The organism is Rothia sp. HMSC058E10 (assembly GCF_001809415.1).
Taxonomy (GTDB): domain Bacteria; phylum Actinomycetota; class Actinomycetes; order Actinomycetales; family Micrococcaceae; genus Rothia; species Rothia dentocariosa.
The window spans coordinates 1-25,226 of the sequence record NZ_KV797630.1 but is presented as its reverse complement, the minus strand read 5'-3'; the positions used below and the strand labels follow the sequence as shown (position 1 = coordinate 25,226).

16 protein-coding genes are annotated in these 25,226 nt (G+C 54.6%); 12 read left to right on the top strand and 4 right to left on the bottom strand.

Features of this window, described 5'->3' with window-relative positions; genetic code table 11:
• The first annotated feature begins 444 nt into the window (after positions 1 to 444).
• Together HMPREF2609_RS05840 and HMPREF2609_RS05835 are read left to right on the top strand one after the other, a co-directional pair.
• Positions 445 to 2,046 carry an MATE family efflux transporter gene (locus HMPREF2609_RS05840; RefSeq protein ID WP_070535638.1) on the top strand — a complete coding sequence of 534 codons (1,602 nt, stop codon included), beginning with the start codon at positions 445 to 447 and terminating at the stop codon, positions 2,044 to 2,046.
• Between the two features lie 486 nt (positions 2,047 to 2,532).
• Positions 2,533 to 3,993 (top strand): MATE family efflux transporter, encoded by a 1,461-nt coding sequence (locus tag HMPREF2609_RS05835; protein ID WP_246825592.1) that lies wholly within the window; start codon positions 2,533 to 2,535, stop codon positions 3,991 to 3,993.
• A gap of 45 nt (positions 3,994 to 4,038) precedes the next feature.
• On the opposite strand, the gene nadE is transcribed toward HMPREF2609_RS05835, so the two are convergent.
• Positions 4,039 to 4,869, bottom strand: a complete 831-nt coding sequence (nadE, locus tag HMPREF2609_RS05830; RefSeq protein ID WP_070535635.1) for an ammonia-dependent NAD(+) synthetase — start codon at positions 4,867 to 4,869, stop codon at positions 4,039 to 4,041.
• Positions 4,870 to 5,119: 250 nt separating this feature from the next.
• Here nadE and HMPREF2609_RS05825 point away from each other — a divergent pair, with 250 nt between their 5' ends.
• Positions 5,120 to 5,590 carry a DUF4870 domain-containing protein gene (locus HMPREF2609_RS05825; protein ID WP_070535632.1) on the top strand — a complete coding sequence of 157 codons (471 nt, stop codon included), beginning with the start codon at positions 5,120 to 5,122 and terminating at the stop codon, positions 5,588 to 5,590.
• A gap of 337 nt (positions 5,591 to 5,927) precedes the next feature.
• Here HMPREF2609_RS05825 and HMPREF2609_RS05820 read toward each other — a convergent pair whose 3' ends face one another.
• Together HMPREF2609_RS05820 and HMPREF2609_RS05815 are read right to left on the bottom strand one after the other, a co-directional pair.
• Positions 5,928 to 9,494, bottom strand: a complete 3,567-nt coding sequence (locus HMPREF2609_RS05820; protein WP_070535629.1) for a S8 family peptidase — start codon at positions 9,492 to 9,494, stop codon at positions 5,928 to 5,930.
• Positions 9,495 to 9,650: 156 nt separating this feature from the next.
• Positions 9,651 to 13,592, bottom strand: coding sequence for a S8 family serine peptidase (locus HMPREF2609_RS05815; RefSeq protein ID WP_070535626.1), 3,942 nt, complete (start codon positions 13,590 to 13,592; stop codon positions 9,651 to 9,653).
• Between the two features lie 431 nt (positions 13,593 to 14,023).
• On the opposite strand from HMPREF2609_RS05815, the gene HMPREF2609_RS05810 reads away from it, so the two are divergent.
• From HMPREF2609_RS05810 to HMPREF2609_RS05775, 9 genes are all read left to right on the top strand, one after another.
• Entirely contained in the window at positions 14,024 to 14,557 is a 534-nt protein-coding gene (locus tag HMPREF2609_RS05810) for a DUF4870 domain-containing protein (RefSeq protein WP_070535623.1), read from the top strand.
• Positions 14,558 to 14,671: 114 nt separating this feature from the next.
• Positions 14,672 to 15,229, top strand: a complete 558-nt coding sequence (locus HMPREF2609_RS05805) for a DUF4870 domain-containing protein (protein WP_070535620.1) — start codon at positions 14,672 to 14,674, stop codon at positions 15,227 to 15,229.
• 56 nt (positions 15,230 to 15,285) lie between these two features.
• Positions 15,286 to 15,774: a DUF4870 domain-containing protein gene (locus HMPREF2609_RS05800; RefSeq protein WP_004006466.1), complete on the top strand. Its 489-nt coding sequence runs from the start codon at positions 15,286 to 15,288 to the stop codon at positions 15,772 to 15,774.
• A gap of 291 nt (positions 15,775 to 16,065) precedes the next feature.
• The gene (locus HMPREF2609_RS05795) at positions 16,066 to 17,352 is read left to right on the top strand and encodes an adenylosuccinate synthase (protein WP_070535617.1); all 1,287 of its coding nucleotides are present in this window, start codon (positions 16,066 to 16,068) and stop codon (positions 17,350 to 17,352) included.
• A 441-nt stretch (positions 17,353 to 17,793) separates the two neighbouring features.
• A complete protein-coding gene (locus HMPREF2609_RS05790; protein ID WP_210391455.1) occupies positions 17,794 to 19,221 on the top strand; it encodes an Eco57I restriction-modification methylase domain-containing protein in 1,428 nt (475 codons plus the stop codon).
• Positions 19,218 to 20,171: a BsuBI/PstI family type II restriction endonuclease gene (locus tag HMPREF2609_RS05785; protein ID WP_070535611.1), complete on the top strand. Its 954-nt coding sequence runs from the start codon at positions 19,218 to 19,220 to the stop codon at positions 20,169 to 20,171. Before HMPREF2609_RS05790 ends, HMPREF2609_RS05785 begins: the two co-directional genes overlap by 4 nt.
• 12 nt (positions 20,172 to 20,183) lie before the next feature.
• Complete coding sequence (locus tag HMPREF2609_RS10630; RefSeq protein ID WP_246825591.1) at positions 20,184 to 20,300, top strand: DUF2087 domain-containing protein; 117 nt, start codon at positions 20,184 to 20,186, stop codon at positions 20,298 to 20,300.
• Between the two features lie 107 nt (positions 20,301 to 20,407).
• On the top strand, positions 20,408 to 21,442 hold the full coding sequence (locus HMPREF2609_RS05780; protein ID WP_070535608.1) for a magnesium and cobalt transport protein CorA: 1,035 nt from the start codon (positions 20,408 to 20,410) through the stop codon (positions 21,440 to 21,442).
• A gap of 262 nt (positions 21,443 to 21,704) precedes the next feature.
• Positions 21,705 to 24,344, top strand: a complete 2,640-nt coding sequence (locus HMPREF2609_RS05775; RefSeq protein ID WP_070535605.1) for an HtaA domain-containing protein — start codon at positions 21,705 to 21,707, stop codon at positions 24,342 to 24,344.
• Positions 24,345 to 24,415: 71 nt separating this feature from the next.
• On the opposite strand, the gene HMPREF2609_RS05770 is transcribed toward HMPREF2609_RS05775, so the two are convergent.
• Positions 24,416 to 25,078, bottom strand: coding sequence for a hypothetical protein (locus HMPREF2609_RS05770; RefSeq protein ID WP_070449986.1), 663 nt, complete (start codon positions 25,076 to 25,078; stop codon positions 24,416 to 24,418).
• Positions 25,079 to 25,226: the final 148 nt, after the last annotated feature.

The window sequence follows — 25,226 nt, the reverse complement described above, 5'->3', positions numbered from 1 at the left end:
CCTTCCGCACGCAGATTTGGTGCCTCGCGCACTCGGAATCTGCGGTGCTCCAGCTCATCCGCCCCGAGAGTCATCACGGAATGAACTATCTACGAAATGTGCCGGTGACTCATTCCGGGAAGAGGGCACTAATAACTTTACCGCATGCTTTAGGCAAAAATTTTCCCCTTTAAAAGCGTTAGCGTATAAAAAGGCTCTTGATGTGAATAAAGCGTTGAAAAACTCTCTTTATTCACATCAAGAGCCTTTTTGCGTGGGAGATTAGAGAGGGAAGCAGGGGAGAGGGTCGGGAGGAAAAGCAGTGGGAGGAAGGGCTTACTTCTCAACAGGAAACGGGTACAATAGAGTCCCCTGCCCGCATCCGGCATGTAGCGCCGACCGATATTACCTGAGCCATGCCGCCCCAGAGACGGGCGCACTCCACAGACCAAGAAACGCATCTTTATGACACATAAACCTAAACACGCCCTGCCCGAAAATACCGGCGCGGCAGACAAACCCAACACTGCAGCAAAACTTGGCACAGTAGCGCCGTCCGAGGCGAACCCGCCCGTCACCGGTGCAGTTCCGGCGGTGACAGGCACCGTACCCTCCACCACTGGTGCCATCCCGGCTGTGCCCACACCTGATACAGGCCCCGGGATGCCCAATATGGACGATCCCAAAAACATATACCTGCTCAAAGATGCCCCCGTTTTCAAGGCGCTTCTTTCCCTGGGTATCCCCATGGCAGCAGGGCTGGCGATCACCAGCATTTACAACGTCATTAACTCCTACTTTGTGGGGCACTACGGCACCGTCGAAGAGCTCGCCGCCACCGGATATGGCGTACCTGTTTTCGGTATCATCATGGCGATCGCGGGTGTGTTCGGTTTGGGCTCATCAACCCTGGCGTCGCGTCTGCTGGGCGAAGGAAATGAGACACGTATTCGCAATGTGACCTCATTCGCCTTGTACTCTGCGCTCGCCTGTGGCATGGTGGTCGCCATTGCCGGGTTCCTGTTCGCAGACCCGATTACCGGCCTGATGGGCGCCTCCGGAGCATCCTTTGAACCGACCAAAACCTTCGTGCACCTGCTCTTTTTGGGTGCGCCGTTTTCGGTCGGCATGTTTACCCTGGAACAGCTGGTGCGTTCCGAAGGTTACGCCAAACAATCCATGTACGGCATTATCTGGGGCGTCGTCATCAACTCAATTTTCGATGTTCTGCTGATTGCGGTTCTCGGCTGGGGTATCGCCGGTGCCGGTTGGGCGATGCTCGCCGCAAACGCCGCATCCATGGTGTACTACCTGCAGTTCCTTATTCGCAAGAGCCCCAACTTCTCCTGGAAACCCGGCGATTTTGTGATCGCCGGCGACATTATTAAACCCGTGTTCGCCGTGGGTGCCGCCGAACTGATTCAGAGTGCAAACCTGACCGTTTCCGCGCTGGTGCTCAACAATATTGCGGCAGGATACGGTGACGATTCTGTGGCCGCCTTTGGGCTGGCGATGCGCCTGAACATGGTACCTGAAATGCTGTGTATGGGTATTTGCATGGGAGGTATTCCGCTCTTCGCCTATGCCTACGGTGCTCGCAATCGAGACCGCGTGCGTTCGGCCCTGAAAACCGCCGCAATGGTATCGGTGGCAACCTCCATTATCTTCACCATTCCCGTCTTGATATTCCGTCGCCAGCTTCTTGAGCTCGTGGGCGACTCCTCGCTGGTCGCCACCGGCGAGAAAGTACTGGTCGCGCTCATGCTTGCCGCCGTGTTCAACGCCGTGAGCATCGTGTTCGTCTCGTGGTTCCAGGCCGCCGGTAAAGGCCTGCCCGCCACGCTCATGACCCTGGGCATTGCCCTGCTTTTCTTCCCCGCAGTCATCTTCGGCAATATGTGGTTCGGCTTCGACGGCCTCACCTGGGCGTTCCCCTTCACCCAGATCTCGGCGTGCGTGCTGGGCGTGATCCTCTTCTTCGCAACCGGCGGTACTAAGGTGAAGGATGCGCCCGCATCGGGCACCCCCGAGCACGGCGTGACCGAGATTAAGGTTGAGTCTGAGTAGCGGGTCTGCACTTTCTGTTATTCGCACCCGTGAAAACGCTCTGACCTGAGTGTATGCCCGAAGCATTATATTGCAGTGACCCCTGGAAACAGAGTTTCACCGCTGTATAACGCTTTTGGTATATCGGGCAAAGCAGCTTGAAATAATATGCTCAAAACCGCATATAAGGTTCTGCCGTGCAGCGCAGTATCAGAAGTTATTCCGTCATGGAACGACCTGCATATGCCCCATACAGGCACAGCCGTGTATGATAAGCGAGGCGGCAGCCCCGCACTCAGGGAGAGCCAACCGGTTATATGCGTTTACCGGCATATAAGGAAAAACTTGCGGTATCGGTGCCATGTGAGGTTATTGCATGGCACATACATATGCCGCGGGATTATTCCAGACTGGATATATACCCTTGTCAGGCTTATATGCCTATACTCCATGCGTTCGCACGCCGTCGCTATGTTCACCGACCATTACCCTATAAGGAGGTACACCGTGCCCCAAGCCAAGCATCTCGGTGTACCAGAAACACAAGTTGCCGGGGATACCGCATCGACGGCAAGTGCAGACGAGCTTTCCCGCGAAGTTCTTCATCAAAACAACCTGAGTGAAGACTCCCGAAATATCTATTTCCTCAAAGATGCCCCGGTGATGCGCGCCCTGCTTGCCCTAGGTATCCCCATGGCAACCGGGCTGGCGATCACCGCCATCTACAACGTGGTGAATTCCTATTTCGTGGGGCACTTTGGCACGGTTGAAGACCTCGCCGCGCTTATCTTCGGGTTCCCGGTGGTAGGCGTCATTACCGCGCTGGCGGGGCTTTTCGGGGTGGGCGCATCCACCCTTACGGCACGATTGCTGGGTGAAGGCAACACCGCCCGCATTCCCGCAGTCACCTCTTTTGCCGTCTATGCTTCTCTAATCTTCGGTGTAGGGCTAGCGGTAGCGGGGATTTTCTTCGTCGATCCGCTCACTCGGCTGATGGGTGCCGGTGGTGCCACCTATGAACCGACTCGCTGGTTCGTGACCGTGCTGTTCCTTGGCGCCCCGCCCTGGATGTGTATGTTCACCCTGGAACAGCTGGTGCGTGCCGAAGGCTATGCCAAACAATCCATGTACGGCCTGCTGTGGGGAGTACTCGCCAACCTCGTGCTGGATGTGCTGCTCATCGGCGTTTTACGCATGGGCGCGGCGGGCTCTGGCTGGGCTCTCATGGGGACAAACGTCGCCTGCATTATCTACTACATGCTGTTTCTGACCGCGAAGAGCAAGAATTTTTCGTGGTCGCTCAAGGACTTCACGCTCTCTGCCGACGTGCTTAAACCCGTGCTCTCGGTGGGTTCCTCACAAATGGTATCGAGTCTTTTCCTCGTTGTCTCTGCTCTGGTGCTCAATAACCTGGCGGTTAAATACGGCGATGCGGCGGTCGCCTCCTTCGGCGTCTCGATCCGCCTGATCATGGTTCCGCAAACCCTATGTACAGGTATCTGCATGGGCAGTATTCCACTTTTTGCATATACCTACGGTGCAGGGAATCGGGAGCGTCTGCGTGCCGCACTCAAGGTCGCGGTGCTGCTCTCGGTCGGAACCTCGGCGATATTCTCGATTCCGGTCTGGGCGTTCCGCGACTGGGCGCTGTATCTTGCGGGCGGACCCAGCATCATCACGACGGGGGACCAGGTACTCACCGCCCTGCTTTTCTCAACCGTTTTCTATGCGTTAGTGATGTTGCTCGTCGCCTGGTTCCAAGCCTGCGGTAAAGGCGTGGCGGCGGTAGTTTTGACCGCGAGCGTGGGCGTTTTCTTTTTCGTCACGGTCTTCGCGGGCGATACACTTTTCGGATTTACTGGTCTCACCTGGGCTTTCCCCGTCACGCAGATAGGGTCGTGCGCGCTCGGGGTGGCTCTGTTTTGGGCGAGCGGGCGCACGCGCATCCGGCAGTGTGAAAAAGCGTAAGCACAGAATAAGCCGCCGGGCAACGAGCCTCACCCAAAGATTATGCTATTTCCACCACGTATCGGCGATACCCACTGGAACCGTGCGTTTATGCCGACTGCGCAGGTAGATAGTCTCTAGCTTCTCGGCAACAGCGGGGTCAATTTCTTTACCCTCCAAGTAGTCGTCGATCTGCGGGTAGGTGATGCCGAGCTCGTCCTCATCGGTGCGCCCGGGGATACCGTCGAGCAGGTCGGCTGTCGGCGGCTTAGCCCACAGCCGTTCGGATGCACCCAGAACCCTCAGAAGCAGCTGATTCTGCCGTTTGTTCAGTCCGGAGAGCGGCAGTATATCCGCCCCTCCGTCGCCGAACTTCGTGAAGAAACCGGTCACGGACTCCGCCGCGTGGTCGGTTCCGACGACCAGCAGGGACGGGTCGCCAGCGAGCGCATACTGGGCGATCATGCGGGCACGCGCCTTAATATTTCCCTTGTTGAAGTCGCTGATGGGCGTGCCCACGGCAGCCGTGTAGGCGGCATCGAAGCCATCGACCGCATCCGCAATATTGAAGGTGACGGTACGGTCGGGGGCGATGAATTCGAGGGCTTTTTGTGCGTCTTCTTCGTCGACTTGGGTTTTATAGGGCAGGCGCACCGCCATGAACTGAGCTTGGTATCCTTCAGCGTTGAGTTTTTCGCTGGCGAGTTGGCAGAGCCTGCCCGCCAGTGTGGAATCGATGCCGCCGCTAATACCGAGCACGAATCCGCGGGTGCCAGTAGTTTTCGCGTAGTCGCAGAGGAATTGTACGCGCCGTTGTACTTCCTCACGCGCCTGCTCTTCGGTCATATTGGGGCGTACACCCATTTCAGCCACTATTTTTTCCTGAAGTTCACGCATACTTCTAGTGTACGCGGGCGCCGTTTTGCTGAGGGAACGAAAGATAATGCAGCTAATCTAAAAAGTTCATCGAATCTTTTGCTATAAAGAGCTAATTTGCTATTGTTTTTAGTCTAGAAATACTACAAAGTGTCGCGGTGTATAAAACAGGCGGAACTATTTGCATTTTTGTTAGCCTTGGATAGGTTCGCCTAATATTCGGTGAACCCCACACATCGCACTGATAGACCTCGAATGAAAGTACACTATCATGAGCCAACAGAACTTTGACCCCAATCAATATGGCCAACAGCCCGCACAGGGTATGCCTCAGCCGGTGTCGGGACAGGCGCCGGATGCGCAGGGCAAGGCAACGTTCGCGCATATATCCATTCTGCTTACTTGGATCGCCACGCTTATTATGTGGTCGATCTATAAGGATAAGCCCGGATACGAGGTTGTTAAACGTGCCGCAGCGCGTGCCTTCAACGTCTCGATTACCATTTCGATTGCAACGATTGTGGGTATGATCATTCCCCTTATTTTGGCAGTAGTTGCTGTAGCTGGGAAAAGCAGTGGACTCGCGGTTGTCGCTGTTATTCTCATGGTGGTTGTGGCAATCGTTGTTGGTATATGGGGGATTGCTGCTTTCGTATGCCACATTATTGGCGCGGTGAAGGCCAATGCGGGAGAGACGGATTATAAGTACCCGCTGCCCGCCTTGAAGATCTTGAAAGATTAGTAAGGCCTAGAGCATAGACTTTCAGAGTCGATAACAATACCCTCGCAGTGAAAAGCCTCTAATAAACCTAGAGCTTTCTACTGCGGGGGTATTGTTTCATCGTTCGGGATAACCTGTCGTGGTGAAACCGGTGTGCGGGATACCCACCAAAACTTCACACATAGGCACGGACAAGGCTTTATACCAGTATCGGAATATAAGAATATGCTCTCGATTCCCTCACTGCCGGAGGAACCGAGAGCATATTCGTGATCGGTTATATACCGTGTGGACTATATACCAGAATCGGTATACAGCCAGGTCAGCGTGCTAACGCATAGTTGGCGTATTCTGCACGCTATTTCGGCAAAGACGTATCTGCCTTCGGAGATTCCGTGGGTTCTGATGGGCCCGGCAGCGAACTATCTTTCGGAGACTCTGTAGGCTCTGACGGACCCGGCAGACTGCTCTGCTGCTGCTCGCTCAGCGGAACCACCTGGGCGCGTTCACCGGCAGCTCCGTTCTGACCGCTCAAATCGCCGGTACCGTTGTGCAGGTGCAGGAAGAGTGCCGAAGGCTTCTCGCCCTCAACGCGGTGCACCTTCACCTCGCCGCCGTTACGGTCGGCAAAGAGCCCCGGAACACCCGCGCTCTCACCCTCGAACCATACCTTCGGTGCGAACGGGTTGAAAGAGATCTTCTCGGTGGCATCAACATAGTCGCCGCCAGCCTTCGCATTGCTCCACGTGTTCGTTGAAACCGCATAGTCAATGCTCGAAGCCGAGTCAGCTGTCAAACCCAGATCCTTGAGCGGCACACCCAGCACCATCACGTTTGTATCCATGATGTTCGTATCGGTATCGCCCCAAGCGCCATTAAGCGGGTACCGATTGGTTATTTCCCAGGTATCCCCATTCGCCTTCCACACCTTCACGAGTGGGTAATCCAGACCCTTTTCGGGCCCCACCTCAAGGTTGTAGTCGGGCTTACCGTCACGGTTGGTATCGAGCGTCACCTGAAGCTGACGTCCCGGGTGCATGGAATCCCAAATACCCCAGGTTGAAATACCGAAGTAGATCTTACCGTCGTTCGGATTCTGCCCGGCTGCCTTGAGCGCCGGAGCGTCCGAAGCGGCACCTACATACTGCAGATCCATGCTCTGGCTTGAGGGAAGATCCAAATTCTCGGTGGGGATGCGCGGGCTTGCAGCCCCCAGCTCGAAGGCTCCCATCATGGACCGGTAGCCGCCCTGGTTCACATCCTGCCCGGCGAGTTTGACGGTGGTTTCGGTGGCTTTACCATTCTCAAACTGAATCTCAGAGCCTTGAACCTTCATCGTAGAGATAGGCTTCGGCGCCGCATGAACGGGCAGGCGTATAAGCTCCTCCCAATCGTCCTGGTTCGCGTCCTTAAGGAGTATGCGGCCGGAGACGCTCGCAATATACTGACGTTTGCCCGAGATAATAGGCTGGTACTGCCCATCAGTATAGGCCATGGCAGTTTGCTCTTTCTCCAGGGTGGGATCCATGGTCTTTTCCAGGAAGGGGGTGTAAGTCGAGAAGGTGATAGGAACTTTGACGGTCTCACCCGGTTCTACGGTCACCAGGGGCGGTACTTCGGGACCTGAACCAGGGATTTCGGGACCATTCTGGTACGAAAGCTCGTAGGTGTGAGCCACCGAATCCATATTCCGCACGACAATATTGCGGGTTACGGTATGGTCTTCGCCATCGAGAGGATATTCGAGAACGCCGAATGATAGGGAAACCCGTTCGGGAGTTTCCTCATTGTAGACCAGAACCTTCGCGTTAACCGCCTTCTTGGCGTTCACGAAGCCAGACCCCACACGATCAACAGCATATTTATATCCTGAATTGTTGGTGACATTGGTGTCTGCGCTGTTCATGATCGCAGCCTTCACCATAGCCGGGGTATAGTCTGGATGCGCCTGCATCACCTGCGCGGCAATGCCGGAGACATGCGGTGCCGCCATTGAGGTTCCGGTGTTGTAAACCCCTTCGGTGCCCTGGCCGACTGACGCCGAAAAAATATCAACTCCCGGCGCAGCAACATCGGGTTTGATGAATCCTTCGGTGCCGTGCTGTCCGCGAGAACTCATAGAATTGAGGCCGAATTCGAGCCTGGTAGGAATATGCGTTGCCTTCTTATAAGCCTCATTCGCTTCAACCTTGAAAGTTCCGGCCTCCACGTAGGGTTTTATGTCTGCGGCGAAGGCGGTGTTAATGCGGAACCCGGGGATCGTGGCGTTACCGCCAAACCCTTGTTGGGCAGGATAGTCCTTGAGGACGAGCAGCACGCCCGTGCCACCCGCCTGGGCAACATGATCGAAACGTTCGGCGGAGGAACAGTTGACCTTGTAGGTGTAGTCTACTTCCCAGTCGAGCATCACCCATTTACCCTTGATCTTTTCAGCCTCTTCCGGGGTGAAGGGTTTACAGCCGTCATGGTTGCGTTCGGGCGCGAGGGTGACATAGCCGGTGCGTTTATCGGCAGGTGCCTTATCGAGGGGGAAATTGAGCGAATAGTCACCATCAATAAACTTAAAGTCCCTAAAGATGCCGTCAATAAAATCAAGGGGAATTCCGTTTTCGGGGCTGACAATTTTGAGCTGATCAGACACGCTCATAGTGCCATTGGCGTTCGCAACCGAAATGCTGGATGCGGCGTTGGCGGGGCTGCCCGAATCCGAGTAGGTATCACCCACGCCGTTGAACTCATTAGCGTTACCCGCCGCCGTGACGGTGAGAATACCTTGCTGCGCGAGGGCATCCACCATAGCGGAGTCAGGGTCATCAGCCGGAGAAAATTCGCTGCCGAGGGACAGGTTGATGATATTGGCGCGATCCGAGAAGTCGCCGTCCTCATTGGGATCTAAGGCACGGTCGAGCCCCTGCATCACCACGTTTGAGCTGCCCTGGCATCCGAACACGCGGATGCTCAGCAGCTGCGCCTCGGGGGCGGAACCGGGACCGATCTTCATGTTCTTGAGATCGTTTTCGGTGAGTTTGGAGTAGTCGCCGCGGAAGGTACTGCCGTCGGCATTCACCCCGTACCCCGCCGCGGTACCCGCTACGTGGGTGCCGTGCCCGCCGGTTCCATACCCTTCAGGACGGCAGTCGAGTGGATTGTTATCGGGCTTAGGGGTCGAACCCGCGTCGAGAGCGTTGTAGTCATCCCCCACAAGGTCGATACCGCCAACCACTTTGGACCGGTCGATAAGCCCTGAGTCGGCATCGGGCAGGTCCGTCAGAGTCTTGGCCTTTTCGTAAGCCTCTTTCGTGCCGGGTCCGCCAAAGTCGGTGTGGGTGTAGTCGATTCCGGAATCGACCACAGCGATCTTGACGCCCTTGCCGGTGTATCCGGTGCTTTCGGCCCAAGCCTGCACGGCCTTAGAATCTATATCGCTATAAGCATTCATGCTCTTTTTCGCCACAATGGGGGTGATGCGCTCGACATCATCCCGCCCGGCGAGAGAACGGATTTTCTCGGCATTACCGTGCAGGGCTACACCGCGCATCGTATTGTGCACGGTATAACGTATTTCTGCACCGGAATCCTGAGCCACTTGGCGAGCCTGATTCTCGACCTGATCCTTGATAGAGGTGGCCTCACCCTGCTTCTTAACGGGTTCCTGTTTATTGTGCAGAACCTCGTCGGGCTGGGTCTGCTCGTAGGCACCCTGACCCTTGAACTTAACGAAGACGAGCACATCTCCTTCCGCCTTTTTCATGGTGGGGGAGAGAGCATCTGAATTCTGCGGTGTGGGGGTTGCGAGGTACTGCCCGTTTTCGTTGATACCGCCCGGGTTTATGTCTGCGCTGGCAGGCGTGCCAAGCGCTAACAGAATACTTGTCGCGGCGGCAAGGCACCCTAAGGCGCCTCGTCTGCGATGATTCGGAAGCATATCATACTCCTTGATCCTTTGAAGGTAACAATGTACAGATGATGCGGAGTGAATATGTGTTAACCCTCGTAAGAAGCGGGGATACGCCCGAAAAGGTAGGATTTTCCCACCTTCTCGGGCGAAAACCGCTGCTCGCGGGGCGGATTAGGGGGGGGGCTAACCCTCAGCCTTGAGCACGCCCTGGTTGTAGCGGTACAGGAACGCCGCCATCGCATCGCGGTGGATAGGCTCCAACGGGCGGTAGGTTTGATCCGGCCACCCGGTCGTCACCTTCTGCGCGGCAAGCCATTCGATCTCGCGGTAGAACATGCTATTCGGGGCAACATCCTTAAACGTGGGCTTATCCGGTGCCGTGAAGGCCGGGCTGCCCGCATACCGGTAGAAGAACGCCGCCATAGCATCGCGGTTAACCGCATCCTGCGGGCGGAAGGTGCCATCCGCATACCCCGTCGTCAGCCGCTGCGCCGCAAACCACTCAATCTCCTTGTAGAACTGGTCGCCGGGAGCCACATCCTTGAACGTGGGCGTGCTCGGCGCGGTGAACTGCGGCGAACCCGCCAGGCGGTAGAAGTACGCCGCCATGGCGGCACGGCTCGTATTCTCGGCGGGGCGGAACGAACCATCCGGATAGCCGGTCGTGATACGCCGCTGCGCCAGCCAGGCGATCTCGGTGTAGAACATATCGCCCTCCTTCACATCCGTGAAGCGCGGGGCAGAAGGGGTCTCCGTGCTCTGCTCGCTCACCGGAAGCACCTGGGCGCGCTCGCCGCTTGCACCCTGAGAACCCGAAAGGTCCCCGGTGCCGTTGTGCAGGTGCAGGAAGAGAGCCTTAGCCGAACCCGCATCCGAGGCGCGGTGCAGCGTCAGCTCGGTGGCCGGGGCATCCGCGAAAAGCCCGGGGATGCTCGACTCGGTACCGCTGAACCACACCTTCGGGGCGAAGGGGCTGTAGGTAATCCAGTCGGTCTGGCTGACGTTCTCCCACTCGTACTGGGTGATGGACTCAACGCTGTAGCGAATCTGCGGGGCGTTTTCGGCCGTCAACCCCAGATCCTTCAGGGGTACGCTCATGATGAGTGTGTTTGTGTCCATCATGTTTGTATCGGTATCGCCCCAGGCGCCGTTGAGCGGATAGTAGGCGAGCTGCTCCAAAGACCCGTTTTTGTAGCCCATCAGGCGCACGATCGGGAAGTCCAACCCTGCGGAACGGTCGGTTTTGAGCACATAATCGGCGCGGTTATTGCCGTCCGTATCAATATTGACCGTGAAGGTGTTTTCCTCAGAGATCACATCCCAGTTCCTCCACGTGCTGATGCCGAAGGAAAGCGTGCCTTCGTTCGGGTCTTTGCCCGCACCCTTGAGCGCGGGCGCGTTCGAGGACGCACCCACATGCTGTAGGTTCGCCTTCATATCGCTGCTGACCCACAGGTTGGTCGGGTTAACGCGATTCACCGATGCACCCCACTCGAAGGCCCCCAGCAGGGAGCGGTATCCGCCCTGGTTCAGCTCGGTGCCCTCTAATGTGACTCGCGTCTGGGAGGATCCAGCGGGAACCTGAATGTTGTTGCCCGCAACCTTCATGGTCGAAACCGGTTTGGGTGCCGCATGCAGGGGAACGCGCAGGGTTTGGTCGCCTTCGGTCAGCTTAATACGCCCGGATTCGGAGGCGATAAACTGCCGCGCCTGCTCGGGAACCACGGTCTTACCCGTGTTCAGGTCGATGGAGGACTGGGTCTTTTCCATCGCCGGGTCCATAGTTTTCTCCAAGCGTGCCGGGTCGATCGTGACCTTCACCTGGAAATTCTTCTTCTCACCCGGCTGCACCGTAATGCTGGAAGGCATCGAGAATTCAACACCGGGCATATCGGTGCTTCCCGCATAGGAAATCGAGTAGGTGTGCGCCTTAGAATCGAAATTCTCGACCGTCATCTCGCGGGTGAGCGACTGCTGGCCTGCGTCTGCCGCATATTCCAGCACGCCGAAAGTCTGCGAGACCTGCTCGGGACGGTCTGCGTTGTACAGAAGCACGCGGGTATCAACAGCGGCCTTCGCATCAATGCGCCCCGAACCCACGCGATCCACCGCGTAGGTATGCCCGGCGGCATCGTGCAGGTCATGATCTGCGCTGTTCATCATCGCCGCCTTGATCTGAATCGGCGAATAATCCTGATGCGCCTGCAACACCTGCGCCGCCACACCGGAGGCAAAGGGCGCAGACATCGACGTACCCGTGTACTGAATCGAGCCCGTTCCGGTACCCACGGCGGCAGAGGAAATATTATTCCCCGGTGCAGCGAGATCGGGCTTCGTGTACCCGTACGATCCGTGGAACCCGCGTGCGCTCGAAGTTGTCAGCTCATCAAATTTACCGCTCTGAACACGCAGACCACCCTTGAGGTCTTCGCCCAGGCGAATCTCTAGGGTGCCAGCCTGTGCAGCCTCGCGAACCTTATCGGATGCGCTCTTCGCCACCCTGAAGCCCGGAATAGTTTCGTTCCCGGCGATCCCCAGTTCGGCGCGCTCTTCCTGGGAGGACAGGACGACGCCCTTAGCGCCAGCTTTCTCAGCATTGTCGAAACGGACTTTCGAGCCGCACGAAATAGTACCGTCCTCGTTTGCCCACTCGATAAAGACCCACCGATCCTTGAGCTTGGCGGCGTCTTCGGCGCTGAATGCCTCACACCCGAACTTATTCGATGCGGATGCCGCAACGACTTGACCCCGCAGGGTCTCTTCGGAGGCTTTCGAGTAGTTATAGTCCACCGAATAGTCGCCCGGAATCTTCCCAGCAATCTGGCTGGGTGCAAGAATCTGCGCCGCATCCATGGCGTAGGTTGAACCCACCGAGTTCGCCACCGTCAGCGCCGAAATAGCGTTCGCGGGCTGGCCAGAGTCCGAGTAGGTATCGCCTACACCGTTGTATCCATTCGCGTTACCCGCCGAGACAACGGCGAGCACACCCTGGCGGAACAGCGTTTCGACGGCGTAGGATTCTGGGTCATCTTCGGGGGAGAACTCGCCACCAAGAGACATGTTCACCACCTGCGCGCGGTCTGAGAAATCGCCGTCGCCGTTGGGGTCGAGCACCTTATCGAGAGCCTGACCCACCAGGTTGGTGGCGCCGCTGCACCCGAAGACGCGGAAACTGTACAGCTGAGCATCCGGTGCAGAACCGGGACCGATCTTCATCTCACCCAGTTTCTCGGGTGTCAGCGTGGAATAGTCGCCGCGGAAGGTCTTGCCCTGCGCATCCACGCCCCAACCTGCCGCAGTACCCGCCACGTGGGTGCCGTGACCGCCGCTGATGCAGTCGATCGGGTTGTTATCGGGCACCGCCGTGTTCAGTCCGTCGTAGTCGTCACCGGCAAGATCGTACCCGCCTAAGAACTTCGCGGGGTCGTAGAGACCGGAGGATGCTTCCGGCATATTGGTGAGTTTCGTGGCCTCGTCAAAGGCTTCTTTCGTGCCGGGTCCGCCAAAGTCGGCGTGCGTGTAATCAATCCCCGAATCGATCACCGCAATCTTGATGCCCTTGCCGGTGTACCCGGTGTTTTGCCGCGCCCAATTCTCGGCGGCCCCGGTATCGACGACAGAACCCGCATTTTGACGGTATTTCGGCACGATCGGGCTAATGCGCTCAACATCCGGGCGGGATGCGAGATCACGAATCGCCTGGGCATCGCCCATGAGCGCCACGCCCGGCATCACGTTATGGGTGGTGTATAGAACTTTTGCGTGCGATTCTCCCGCTACGGACTGCGCCTGTGACTCTACACGGGTCTTGATCGCCTGCACCTGTGCCTGAGCGTTCACGGGTGCCTGCCTGTTCTGCAGAACCGCCCGCGGCTGGGTCTGCTCATAGGCGCCTTGACCCTTGAACTTGACGTAGACCGGTATGGTGCCCTGCGCCTTTAGCATGCTGGGGGAGAGTACCTGCTGCTGCGTGTGCTGTTGTGAGGTTCTCAAGTCTGGGTCTTGCCCTCTCAACGGTTTCTCTGCTGCGTTGAGTGGTACCGCCGTGGAGGCGATAAGACCGAGCCCCAAAACCGCCGATAACCCGATGCGGGTACACGCCCGCCAGGTGTTGGTGGATGCCATGATGCTCCTTGTGTTTGATAGTGTCGAACCCGAGTCAGCACTTTTGGTAACTATGGTTCGGTGTGATATGCGAGCGCATCGCGTTTTAAAAAAACAACGATGTGTCTTGCACTATCAATTCTAAGAAGTTTTACTCTAGAGTTTTATCAAGGACACTAAAAATATTTATAAAATTTATATATAAATATAAAATTCTTTACTTCTATAGTTTTATATACTCCCTCAAAACACCCGGTATTCGTGCCACAAAAATCTACCGTATAAATATGGTGCGCGCTATGATAAAAAGACCAAAAACACCGAATAAAAACCTTGTCGAAGCTGAGTTGCTCGCGTGGTCGAGCACGGTAAGGATGCTGTGCCCGGCTCGCATGGAAGTCTGCATCAGACCCGACGGGGTGGGGTAGCAGCCTCAAGAATGGAATATTGTCATGAGTCAGCCAAATTTTGATCCCAACCACAACCCCTATCAGCAGAACCCGCAACCTAACCAGGGACAGTACCAACAGCCGTACCCACCAGGGCAGCCTATATATGTGACTCAACAAACCAACGATGTCAGCACGGTTGCCATGTGGGGGCATCTTTCCGGGCTTTTAGGTGGGTTTATTATTCCGCTCGTTATCTGGGCTATCTACAAAGATAAACCCGGGTACGAACTGGCACGCCGTGCCGCCGCGCGGTCCTTCAATTTTGGGCTGACGGGATACCTGATTGTTCTTATCACCCTGCTGAGCGGGTTTGTCTATATTTTTACGATGGTCGTACCCGGTATGGCGTCGACCAACGATCCGAGCACCGCTGTTTCCAGTGCCATGGGGATGTTCGCACCCATAACCCTCATGGTTCTGATAAGCTGCGTTGTTCAGGTTTTGATGATTATTTTCCAGATTGTCGCCGCGGTTAAATCAAATTCCGGTGAAGACTATAAGTACCCTCTGCCCACCTTGCCTATCCTGCGATAGTACCGAGGCGGCGGGCGCATCGGGCAGGAGCTTTGAGCAAGCCCTTGAAGATGGACGCCATGAAAAGCTTGAACACGAAACACAGAGACGACAACACACAGAACGGGTGAAAACATGAGCCAGTCAAACTTTGACCCCAACCAAGACCCCTACCAGCAGAATCCGCAGCCTAACCAGGGCCAGCAGCCATACCCGCCGGGATACAACCCACAGCAGCCGAGCCAAGGCTACCCACAACCGGGCTACGGGCAGCCGGTCTATGTGATACAGCAGCCCACTGACGTTAACAACATGGCGATGCTCGCGCATCTTTCCGGGATTGCAGGATTCTTAATTCCGCTGATCTTCTGGGCGGTTTACAAAGACAAACCCGGCTATGAGCGAGTACGCAGCGCCGCCGCACGAACATTCAACCTGGGCGTGACCCTAGCTATCATTATCTTTAGTTCATTCCTGCTGCTGGTTCTGCTGATGGTAATATCCCTCATCATAGGGGCGCAAAGCCAATCCGGCGAACCATTTATGCTGTTCTTTACGATGTTTCCCATACTGTGGCTTCTGATCGCAGGCTTGGGCGTTACCGCTGTCGTGTTCCACATTATCGGGGCGGTTAAAGCAAATTCTGGTGAGGACTACAAATATCCTTTCCCCACGATTCCCATGTTGCATTAAGGTAGGCGGCATATACTGTAAAACACAGCCCAACACGCTGCATTGAGGAGGTTCTTATGACCTACGACCCTAACTACAACAACGGACAGCCGAACTACCAGAATCAGCCCGGTTATAACCAACAGTCGGGTTCGGGTTACAGCCAGCAACGGCCAGAATATAACCACCAAGGTATTACCCCGGACGCAAAAAACATGGCGATATTCGCACACCTCTCATCGCTTCTCGCCATGCTGCTGTCGCTGAACACGCTGAGCTTCATAGCCCCGCTCATCTTCTGGCTCATCTACAAAGACAAGCCCGGCTACGAATTCACCAAAGAATCATCGCGCCGCGCCTTTAATTTCAACTTCTCCATGTGGGTTATTAACACCGCCGCATTCCTCCTGATGGTTATCACCCTCTTCATCATGTCTCCGATATGGTTTTTGGTGGTATCAGTCACCGGCATACTCATGATTATCTTCCACATCTTAGGCGCTATCGCGGCTAATCGCGGTGAAATGTACGACTACCCCATGACCTTCATCAAGATTCTCAAATAAGAAAGTTCATGCGGTACCTGGGGCATACACCCGGGCATAATTCATGGATGCGCGCTCGCAGCAGGTTGCCCCGGGCGCGCATCCTGTATGTTGGTCCTCCAAAGCGGCTTTTACCGCCGAATCACGGGGTTTACGCCGCAGAAACTCACGGAAAAGATGTGTTGCAATCGCTAAATAATAGATGCACTGTCACAGGGTCGCGTTATGATTAACAAATGTGTGCCTAAGAGGGTTTGAAGAACCCGCGCACGGCCGCCGAAACGGCGGGGACTACATCCTAGAGGAGCAAGAATGTCAGCTGTTGTGATCGTGGGCGCCCAGTGGGGCGATGAAGGTAAAGGTAAGGCAACCGACCTGCTCGGACCCCGCGCGGACTACGTGGTCAAGCCGAACGGCGGCAACAACGCTGGACATACCGTGGTGGTGAACGGCCAAAAATTTGAGCTTAAGCTGCTGCCCGCCGGCATTCTGAGCGAGAACGCAACCCCCGTGATCGGCAACGGCGTGGTGGTGAACCCGGAGGCACTTTTCTCTGAGATTGAGGGTCTGCAGGCGCGCGGCGCCGACACCTCTAAACTCAAAATCTCGGCAAATGCCCACCTTGTGGCACCGTACCACCAGACGATGGATAAGGTCACCGAACGTTTCTTGGGGAAGCGCGCAATCGGCACGACCGGGCGCGGTATTGGGCCTGCCTACATGGATAAGGTAGGGCGCTTAGGTATTCGCATGCAGGATATTTTGGATGAGTCGATTCTGTGGCAGAAGGTTGAAGGCGCGCTGCGGCAGAAAAACCAGCTGCTCGTGAAGGTGTACAACCGCCGCCATGTTGAGGCAGACGAGATCGTGGACTATTTCATGTCTTACGCCGAGCGGCTCAAACCCATGATCGTTGATACTACTCAGCTGCTCAATAAGGCGCTGGATGAGGGTAAAACCCTGCTCATGGAGGGCGGCCAGGCGACCTTCCTCGACGTCGATCACGGCACCTACCCGTTCGTGACCTCCTCAAACCCGACCGCCGGGGGCGCCTGCGTGGGATCAGGTGTTGGCCCAACCCGCATTTCTCGCGTGATTGGTATTCAGAAGGCGTACACCACCCGCGTGGGTGCTGGTCCGTTCCCCACCGAGCTCTTCGATAAGATGGGCGATTTCCTGCGCACAACCGGCGGCGAGTTCGGTGTGAACACGGGGCGTCCACGCCGATGCGGCTGGTACGATGCGGTGCTTGCGCGCCAGGCGGTGCGCATCAACGGGTTTACCGACCTGTTTATCACCAAGTTGGATGTGCTCACCGGTCTTGAGAAGATCCCCGTATGCGTGGCGTATGAGGTGGACGGCGTGCGCTTTGACGAAATACCGATGACGCAGACCGATTTTCACCACGCGAAGCCGATTTACGAGTACTTCGACGGCTGGAACGAGAGCATTTCGGATGCGAAAACCCTGGACGAGCTGCCCGAGAATGCCCGCAAATATGTGCATAAGCTTGAAGAACTTTCTGGCTGCCGCATCTCGGCGATCGGCGTAGGCCCCGACCGCGACCAGACTATTGTGGTCCGCGACTTGATGGATTAGGCTCGTCATAATCTGAAGGATTCTATTGACAGAACGTTCTGAAAACCGGTAGATTAATTATCGGTAGTAGTGGGGTTTGGCCCCTCAGAACGCCGTTCCGGATGCCGTAACTTTAGAAGTTGCGGCATCACGTGTATCTAAGGCTAGGTAGGATTTTTCGTTTAGACTCTTCAGCAAAAAAGGGAATAAAGCTCGAAAAATACTCTTCATTCACATAGAGTAAGTAGTTACTCAGCGGTAGATCTGAGGAAGTGATGGGTGACGCTCAAATAGACATTACCTTACGTTTCTTAGGTCTGCCTGAAGATGCAATTGATACAAAACCATAATGTGTATGGGGTATGAAGGTATCGGCGTCACTGAGATAGATAATGGACCGCAAGATGACGATATGGGTTGGTAGTCATGGAATGCCTCGGTAGTCTTAAGAGTATGGATATAGTGACCCGTGCCGAGAACCGGCGTCAGGAGGCTCTTCTAGCCCTTGATCGCAATAGGCAATCGGAGTTAGGACAGTTTCTTACCCCTCTAGCAGTAGCTCGGATTATGTCATCAATGGTCCGTGTCCCTCAGGGGAAGGATAATTTTTATATTTTAGACCCTGGGTCAGGGACCGGTATTTTATTAGCTACGATGGTGGATCGTATCTTGAGTAAGCATCCTAAAGCTAAGATTCACGTAACCGCTGTAGAAACTGATGAAAACGCTCTTCCTTATCTCCGTAAAACTCTTGAAGATTGTAAGTCTCTTGGAGTGCATACAGAACTTATCACGCAGAATTTTATTGACTGGGGAATTAGCACCTCTAAACAATATGATGTTGTTATACAGAATCCTCCCTACTATAAACTATCTGCAAATTCCCCGACTGTCTTTTCATTGAAGAATATAGGATATATAGTTCCAAATATGTATTCTGCTTTTATGGCGCTCGGGGCGGAATTACTTAAACCACAAGGTTATCAAATTGCTATTACTCCACGGTCATGGATGAATGGTACATACTATACTTCATTTCGAAAACGTTATATATCTGATCTATCTATAGATAAGATTCATACTTTTGAATCACGATCTACTGTTTTTCAAGAGTCTGAGGTTTTGCAAGAGATTATCATCGTTGGTGCATACAAGGGCTCTGTGTCGCCCCAAGTTGAGCTGAGTGTCTCGCGAGATCAGAATCATATTCAAGTGACTCGCACTGTTCCTTATGGGCAGGTTGTTACGGGTGATTTTGTGTTTGTTCCTGCAAATTATGAAGATGACAAGATCGTAGAACAAGTGAATCAAGCCCGTGAAACTCTTGCTACTCTTGGGCTTCAAGTCTCAACGGGAAAAGTAGTAGGTTTTAGGTTGAAAAATCTTCTTTTGAGTGAAAACATTATAGGAGCTTGCCCGTTGTTGCAGCCTACAAATATTGCTACAGGAATAGTCGAACATCCAAAATATGATAGCAAGAAAACTCAGTGGTTTGACACTTATAATGAAACCTCTTCAAAATATATAGTTCCTGCTGGTACTTATGTGCTTATCAAGCGTTTTACTGCTAAAGAAGAAAAACGTCGTATTGTTGCTGCTGTATACAATGCTGCTGAACCTGCCGCTTTTGATAACAAACTTAACTATATACACTGTAGTGGAGAAGGAATCGATATTGAGATTGCTGAAGGAATTGCACGTTGGCTTAACTCAGACCAGGTAGATGCATATTTCCGAGTTTTTAGCGGGCACACGCAGGTGAATGCTACTGATATACGTCGTATACCTTTTCCCTCTGATAGTCAGCTTAGGGATTTAGCTCATTCTGAGGATCCGGGACACGATATTGTAAATATACTTAATATTCCGAAAGAGGTAAAAGTAGCATGACTATGTTGAGAGAAGCCCAGGATATTCTTAAGCTCTTTGAATTTGATGATAAACGTACTAATGAGATGGCTGGACGTACACTTTTGAGTCTGCTTAATCTTACTGAAAATGATTCATGGGCGGATGCAGATAATCCTCGAATAGGAGTTCGGGGAATTATGGACTGGATGCGAAATAGTCTTGACAAGAATATAGCTGAAAATTCTCGCGAGACCGTACGTCGATTTGTATTACATCAGTTTGTCGATTCAGGATTTTGTCTTCATAATGATGACGACCCTTTGCGCCCGACCAACTCCTCAAAGAATGTTTACAGAGTTTCTCCTAATGCTCTTCGTGTTATTCGCCTTTATGATCCTGATCCGCAATATCGGGAAGAGTTTCAGATTGCATTGGAAGAGTATTTAGCAGATAGTCCTAGTCAGCTGGCACAGCAGCAAGCAGCCCGGGAAATGGCTCGAATACCTGTGACTATGCCAGATGGAGTTAAAACAACCCTCAAAGCTGGAGGGCAGAATAACCTCATTAAGGCGATGGTGGAAGAATTCTGTGAATATTTTATTCCTGGTGGAGAAATTCTTTATATAGGTGACGCTGATGATAAGACTATGCTTTATAAAGAAAAGTATCTTGAGGGGTTAGGCGTATCTTTAAATCTCCACGGCAAGATGCCAGATTTAGTTGTGTATCAACATGATAAGAATTGGCTATTTTTGATGGAAGCTGCTTCAACGCATGGTCCAGTTGATACAACACGTTATTTGGAACTGAAGAAGCTATTTGCCGGTTCAACTGCGGGGTTAGTGTTTGTGTCTTGTTTTCCTAATAGGAAGACCATGCGTAAGTTCCTTGCTGACCTTGCGTGGGAAACTGAGGCATGGGTTGCAAGCGATCCTACTCACATGATTCATCTTAATGGATCCCGTTTTATAGGCCCATATGATGATTAGTAGCCATGAGAGATGAACGAGCGCATCAGGCGGTACACGGATGACCCTGCCTTGGTGCGTCGCTACGGCGTGGATCACGGAATACTTGAACGGGACCCCGCAACTCAGATCTACCAGCGCATTCGATAAATCCCCTGCATAAAAAGACCCTTTATTTGAATAAAGCGGCGAAAAATACTCTTTATTCGAATAAAGGCTCTTTTTAGTACCTGGGGGCCTGCCCCTACACTTAACCTATGTCGTATGTAACCGGTGCTATTTATCCGCAGCAGGACCGCATTCGTATGGGGGTTACCCAGTCCGAGGCGCTTGATGCTTACCGTGAGGGCGGTGCAAGCGTGGCGCTCGGCTACATGACCCCGAACGCGCGGGAGCTGCGCGAGCTTCAGCAAACCTTTAATCTGCACGGACTCGCGCTCGAAGACGCCTCGCACGGGCATCAGCGCGCCAAACTTGAAAGCTATGAAGGCTCCCTGTTTGCGGTGGTACGTCCCGCGATTTACCTGGATGCCGAAGAAGAGGTGCGCCTGGGTGAGATGCACATGTTCTTGGGGCGTGATTACCTGCTGAGCATCGTGAACGACCAGATACATCCGCAGCAGGCAGTGTATGAACTCTTCAACCTGATTTACGCCACTCCGGACGGCTCGCCCATACGCCTGCTGCACCGCATCATCGACCAGACGGTAGACGGTTACATGCCGGTGCTCGAAGGGCTCGAAAACGACGGCGACGAAATTGAGGATGCGCTCTTCCAAGAAACCGGCGCCGGCGACCGCACACTGTCACGCCGCACCTACGAACTGCTCAACCAGGTTGCCGATTTTCAGCGTGCCTGCAAACCGCTCGACATGATGCTCGCGCGCATCGTGCAGCAGATTCGTGACGGCGTACTTGATGTCAGCCCCTACCTGGGCGCTACCGCAACCGAAATCGCGCAGGAGAAGGATGAGCTGCAACGGCAGTTCCGCAATATTCAGGATCACGTGGTGCAGGTTAAGGAGCGCCTGGAGGATCTGCGCACATCCCTGCAGAACACGCTTACGGTGCACGATACGATTGTGGCACAGCAGCAAAACGAAGATATGAAGCGTATTTCGGCGGGTGCCGCGATCCTGGTGGTGCCCACGATCATTGGGTCTATCTACGGTATGAACTTTGAGGATATGCCCGAGCTGAAGTGGACCTACGGATACCCGGCGTCGCTCGTGCTCATGGTGGTGGCGTGTGTGGCGGTGTATCTCTTCTTTAAGAAGCGCGGCTGGTTCTAGCCGTAATATTAAGCATTTTAGAAGAGCATATTAAAAATATTCTCACGGTATTTAGTATTAGAAATATCGAATAAAATCTAGAGTTTTTCGGTGGTCTGCATGTTGTTGTTAGCTCTCTATTGCAGCGAAGTGAGGGCATTGTAGTGTATGAACACTTTGTAGCGACAACTCGTCACAGAGTGGCGTTAAGCTCTTTTGTATTAAGGGTAGGGTGTTGCTACATTAAGGGTGTCCTAACTCAATAGATCAACGAGGATTACACATGTCTTTCACGTTTGCATCGCGCCAGCGCACCCTCAGACGCATCTGCGCGCTCACTCTCGCAGGCACCATGCTCTTGCCCGCAACTCCGCTTTTGGCCGTGAACGCTCACGCCGATTCCGGTGTAGCGGTAACCGCCGAACAGAACCAGAGCACCGGAAATATCACCTGGGGTATCAAAACCTCATTCCGCAACTACATCGGCGAACCGTACAAGGTCAGCGAAGGTGCAAGCTACAACGCCACCGACCTGTTCACCTTCCCCAACCAAGAAGCCAAAGTTTCCGAGGACGGTAACCAAGTTTCACTTCAGGGCTCCGGCAAAGTTCAATATATCTCGCACTGCGCCGACCGCAATAAACCCGAAGAATGCTCGCTGAACCTAACGCTCTCAAACCCGCGCATCGAGGTGGATGCGGCACAGGGCACCGGCACACTCTACATGGTTGTACGCACCAAAAATTACACCTCCGGGCAGTGGGAAGGACCCCACGAAATCCCGATGGCGAAGCTCTCGCTCAAAACCGCCCAACAGAGTGAAAAAGACGGCATTGTCACCTGGAGCAATGTTGCGGCTAATCTCACCGCCGAGGGTAATCACGCATTCTCGAACTTCTACGAAGACGGTGTGGGACTGGACGCTCTTACTTTCTCGTATTCCGGTACTAAGGCGAAAGATGCCCAAAACAGCGGCTATAAACTGGGCGAGAGCCTGAATTCGGGTACCGATATTAATAATCCGCAAAATACCGTGCGCGCGGGCTCTTATCTTTTCTACGCGGCAGGTAAAAGCTTCGGCGGCGGGGCGGATGCACGCTACGCGGTCATCGACCCAAAGACTTTGCAGCAGACAGAGTCTGCAACCCTGCCGATGGGTTCCAGCGCGCACTTTGCCGCCAACCCCGCCACCGGCGATATCGTGTTTGTGAACGCGAATACTCGCGCCTTGGAACGCTACCGGGTAGATGAATCCGGCAAGCTTGTATCTCAGGGTGCTTTCGCGGGTGTCACCTTCAGCGAATCCGAAAATATTCTGGCGCTCGGTTACAACGAAGCGACCAACAGCTGGGCTGTGCTCACCGCCGACAGCAGCGGGCAGGCGCGGTACGTCAACGTCGCCTCCGATGGCACGGTGAAAGCGCAAACCGTCAAATCTCCGCTGGATTTTGACCCCTCGGTGGCACACGCCGATGACCTGAGCGAATACTATGGCGACGTTTTCACCGGAAGCACCCGCACGCTTGCGCCGCTGCCCGACGGCTCGTTCCTATACAGCCCCAATAAATCTGTGTACAACGAAGAGGGCAACAAGATTCAGAACGGTCAGCTGCTACATCTGAGTGCTCAGGGTATTTCGGTGGTTGAGCAAACCCAGCCCAAGGATGCGGAAGAGGCAGCCAGCCTCAACGGCCTGCTCACCACTCCAGACGGATATGTCTACCGGTGGAATAACTACGCCGCAAGCGCCAGTGCCGTGCAGGTTCTCAAGTACGATGGTTCTTCCTTCACAACGGTGCGCGAAAGCTCCACAGCGCCGCACGGTATGGGGGCGATCGCATCGTTCTTCACCGCTGGCGACAAGATTGTGGCGGTCGATTCCGCAAACGGCCGCCTGGTCTGGATGTCAAAGACCCTTGAATTTGATCACGATGTGCCGCTCTCTGACTTGCGTTCGACCGATAAGAGCGGGTCGTACAATGCGCTTGAGCTGCCGAATGGGGATATTATCTTCCCCACGATGGTTGAGAAGAATGACGGTCTGGAATCTAACCTGTGGCTCAACCGTCTGGTGAATACCGCTAAGACACCGGCACCCCCCGAACAGCCGAAACCTGCTGATCCGACCCCGGAACCCACCCCTGAGCCGACGCAACCCACGCCCGAGCCCAGCAAACCGGCTGAAACACCGACTCCCGAGCCATCGGAAAGCTCCGAGGCACCAGCGCCTGAGCCTACCAAACCCGCTGACCCTGCTCCAACCCCTGAGCCGAGTAAATCAGCTGACCCGGCCCCGACGACCCCAGCACCGGAACCGTCGAAGCCTACCGAGCCGGAGCCCAGTAAGCCTGCCGAACCTGAGCCGAGTAAACCGGCAGAGCCCGCTCAGTCGTTCTCGGATGTGCACGAAGGCGATATGTTCTACCGCGAGATTACCTGGCTTGCCGGGCAGAACATCACAACCGGCTGGGTCGATGGCACGTTCCGCCCGCACGAAAGCATCGAACGTGAGGCTATTGCGGCGTTCTTCTACCGTATGTCCGGATCGCCCGAGGTACAGCTGCCGAAGGATTCCCCCTTTACCGACGTGAAGGAAGGCGACCCCTTCTACAAGGAAATCATCTGGTTCCAGCAGCAAGGTATTACCACCGGCTGGCCTGATAAGACTTTCCGTCCTCACGACCCCGTCAGCCGCGAGGCTATGGCCGCATTCTTCTACCGTTACTCTGGGAAACCGCCGGTTGAAGTGCAGAATGCGCCTTTCAAGGATGTTCCCGAACAGAACATGTTCTACCGTGAAATTGCCTGGCTGCATGACAGCAAGATTACGACCGGTTGGGATGACGGAACTTTCCGTCCCCACGAGAGCATCAGTCGTGAGGCTATGGCGGCGTTCCTGTACCGTTACGCACACCGTGGCTAATCCGTAACCGTGCTGGCTCCCCGCGCACCGCATCGTTCGGTGGGTGGGGAGCTTTGCTCTGCCCGAAAACCCTAAGCGGTCATGCCATAATCTTCGCGAATGCGGCGGCGCACATCCCGGCGTTCCCGTTTGAATTTGGTGCAGGCGTCCTTGGGGTTTTCGCACTCCCACAGGTCCCATTCACTCACGTCAAGCCCCATCATGGCGACTTCCAGCAGGCCCAGCATATTGAGGAACTGTGCGGTATTAATCCTGAAATCGCCGGAACCCGGGCGGCTCTCGGTGGCGAAAGCATACCCTTCCAAGGGCAACACCCGCGGCGCCCAATGCTTATACCAGGCATCACCGTAACGGGGGCTGCAATACATACGCGTCAGCGCCAGCTTGGTGCCCTGAATCCGCTCGAAACGAAGACCAATCTCAAGCTGATCGTGCGGGAAAACCATTAGGATAGCGTTCTGCGCCGCCCGGCGTAATTCGTGAAGATTTTGCTGGAATCCGGCCTCGCCATAACGATGCTGAGTGAGCATCCGGGTGCAGGAATTTGACGCCGGGGCGACCTGCAGACAAACACGCTCGGCAATGAGCTGTTCTAAATCGCGGCGAATGGCCTCTATATCGAAGGTTTCGTGGTGTACGAGCGTTCCCGTGGACATGAGGAACTGATGATCGGCGCTAACAATATCCTCGGCGGTTGCAACGATGCGGGATGCGCTTAGGGGGTGCTGTGCCATAGGTGCTGATCCTCTCGATGGGGTGCCGCCCCGTGAAAGTGCGGGGTATTTTTCTGATACCTCGACGGTACCTAGGTACCCTGACACTTTAACCGTGCCAAACCGCCAAGAGAGGTTTTTATCTAGTTTTCTGAGAAGACTCCACCCT

What these genes read in the sequence shown, in the direction of transcription:
- HMPREF2609_RS05795 (WP_070535617.1), top strand. Translation starts at nt 16,066, where the DNA reads ATGTCAGCTGTTGTGATCGTGGGCGCCCAGTGGGGCGATGAAGGTAAA.
- HMPREF2609_RS05770 (WP_070449986.1), bottom strand. Translation starts at nt 25,078, where the DNA reads ATGGCACAGCACCCCCTAAGCGCATCCCGCATCGTTGCAACCGCCGAG.
- HMPREF2609_RS05800 (WP_004006466.1), top strand. Translation starts at nt 15,286, where the DNA reads ATGACCTACGACCCTAACTACAACAACGGACAGCCGAACTACCAGAAT.
- HMPREF2609_RS05810 (WP_070535623.1), top strand. Translation starts at nt 14,024, where the DNA reads ATGAGTCAGCCAAATTTTGATCCCAACCACAACCCCTATCAGCAGAAC.
- HMPREF2609_RS05780 (WP_070535608.1), top strand. Translation starts at nt 20,408, where the DNA reads ATGTCGTATGTAACCGGTGCTATTTATCCGCAGCAGGACCGCATTCGT.
- HMPREF2609_RS05820 (WP_070535629.1), bottom strand. Translation starts at nt 9,494, where the DNA reads ATGCTTCCGAATCATCGCAGACGAGGCGCCTTAGGGTGCCTTGCCGCC.
- HMPREF2609_RS05825 (WP_070535632.1), top strand. Translation starts at nt 5,120, where the DNA reads ATGAGCCAACAGAACTTTGACCCCAATCAATATGGCCAACAGCCCGCA.
- HMPREF2609_RS05775 (WP_070535605.1), top strand. Translation starts at nt 21,705, where the DNA reads ATGTCTTTCACGTTTGCATCGCGCCAGCGCACCCTCAGACGCATCTGC.
- HMPREF2609_RS05805 (WP_070535620.1), top strand. Translation starts at nt 14,672, where the DNA reads ATGAGCCAGTCAAACTTTGACCCCAACCAAGACCCCTACCAGCAGAAT.
- HMPREF2609_RS05815 (WP_070535626.1), bottom strand. Translation starts at nt 13,592, where the DNA reads ATGGCATCCACCAACACCTGGCGGGCGTGTACCCGCATCGGGTTATCG.
- HMPREF2609_RS05785 (WP_070535611.1), top strand. Translation starts at nt 19,218, where the DNA reads ATGACTATGTTGAGAGAAGCCCAGGATATTCTTAAGCTCTTTGAATTT.
- nadE (WP_070535635.1), bottom strand. Translation starts at nt 4,869, where the DNA reads ATGCGTGAACTTCAGGAAAAAATAGTGGCTGAAATGGGTGTACGCCCC.
- HMPREF2609_RS05840 (WP_070535638.1), top strand. Translation starts at nt 445, where the DNA reads ATGACACATAAACCTAAACACGCCCTGCCCGAAAATACCGGCGCGGCA.
- HMPREF2609_RS10630 (WP_246825591.1), top strand. Translation starts at nt 20,184, where the DNA reads ATGAACGAGCGCATCAGGCGGTACACGGATGACCCTGCCTTGGTGCGT.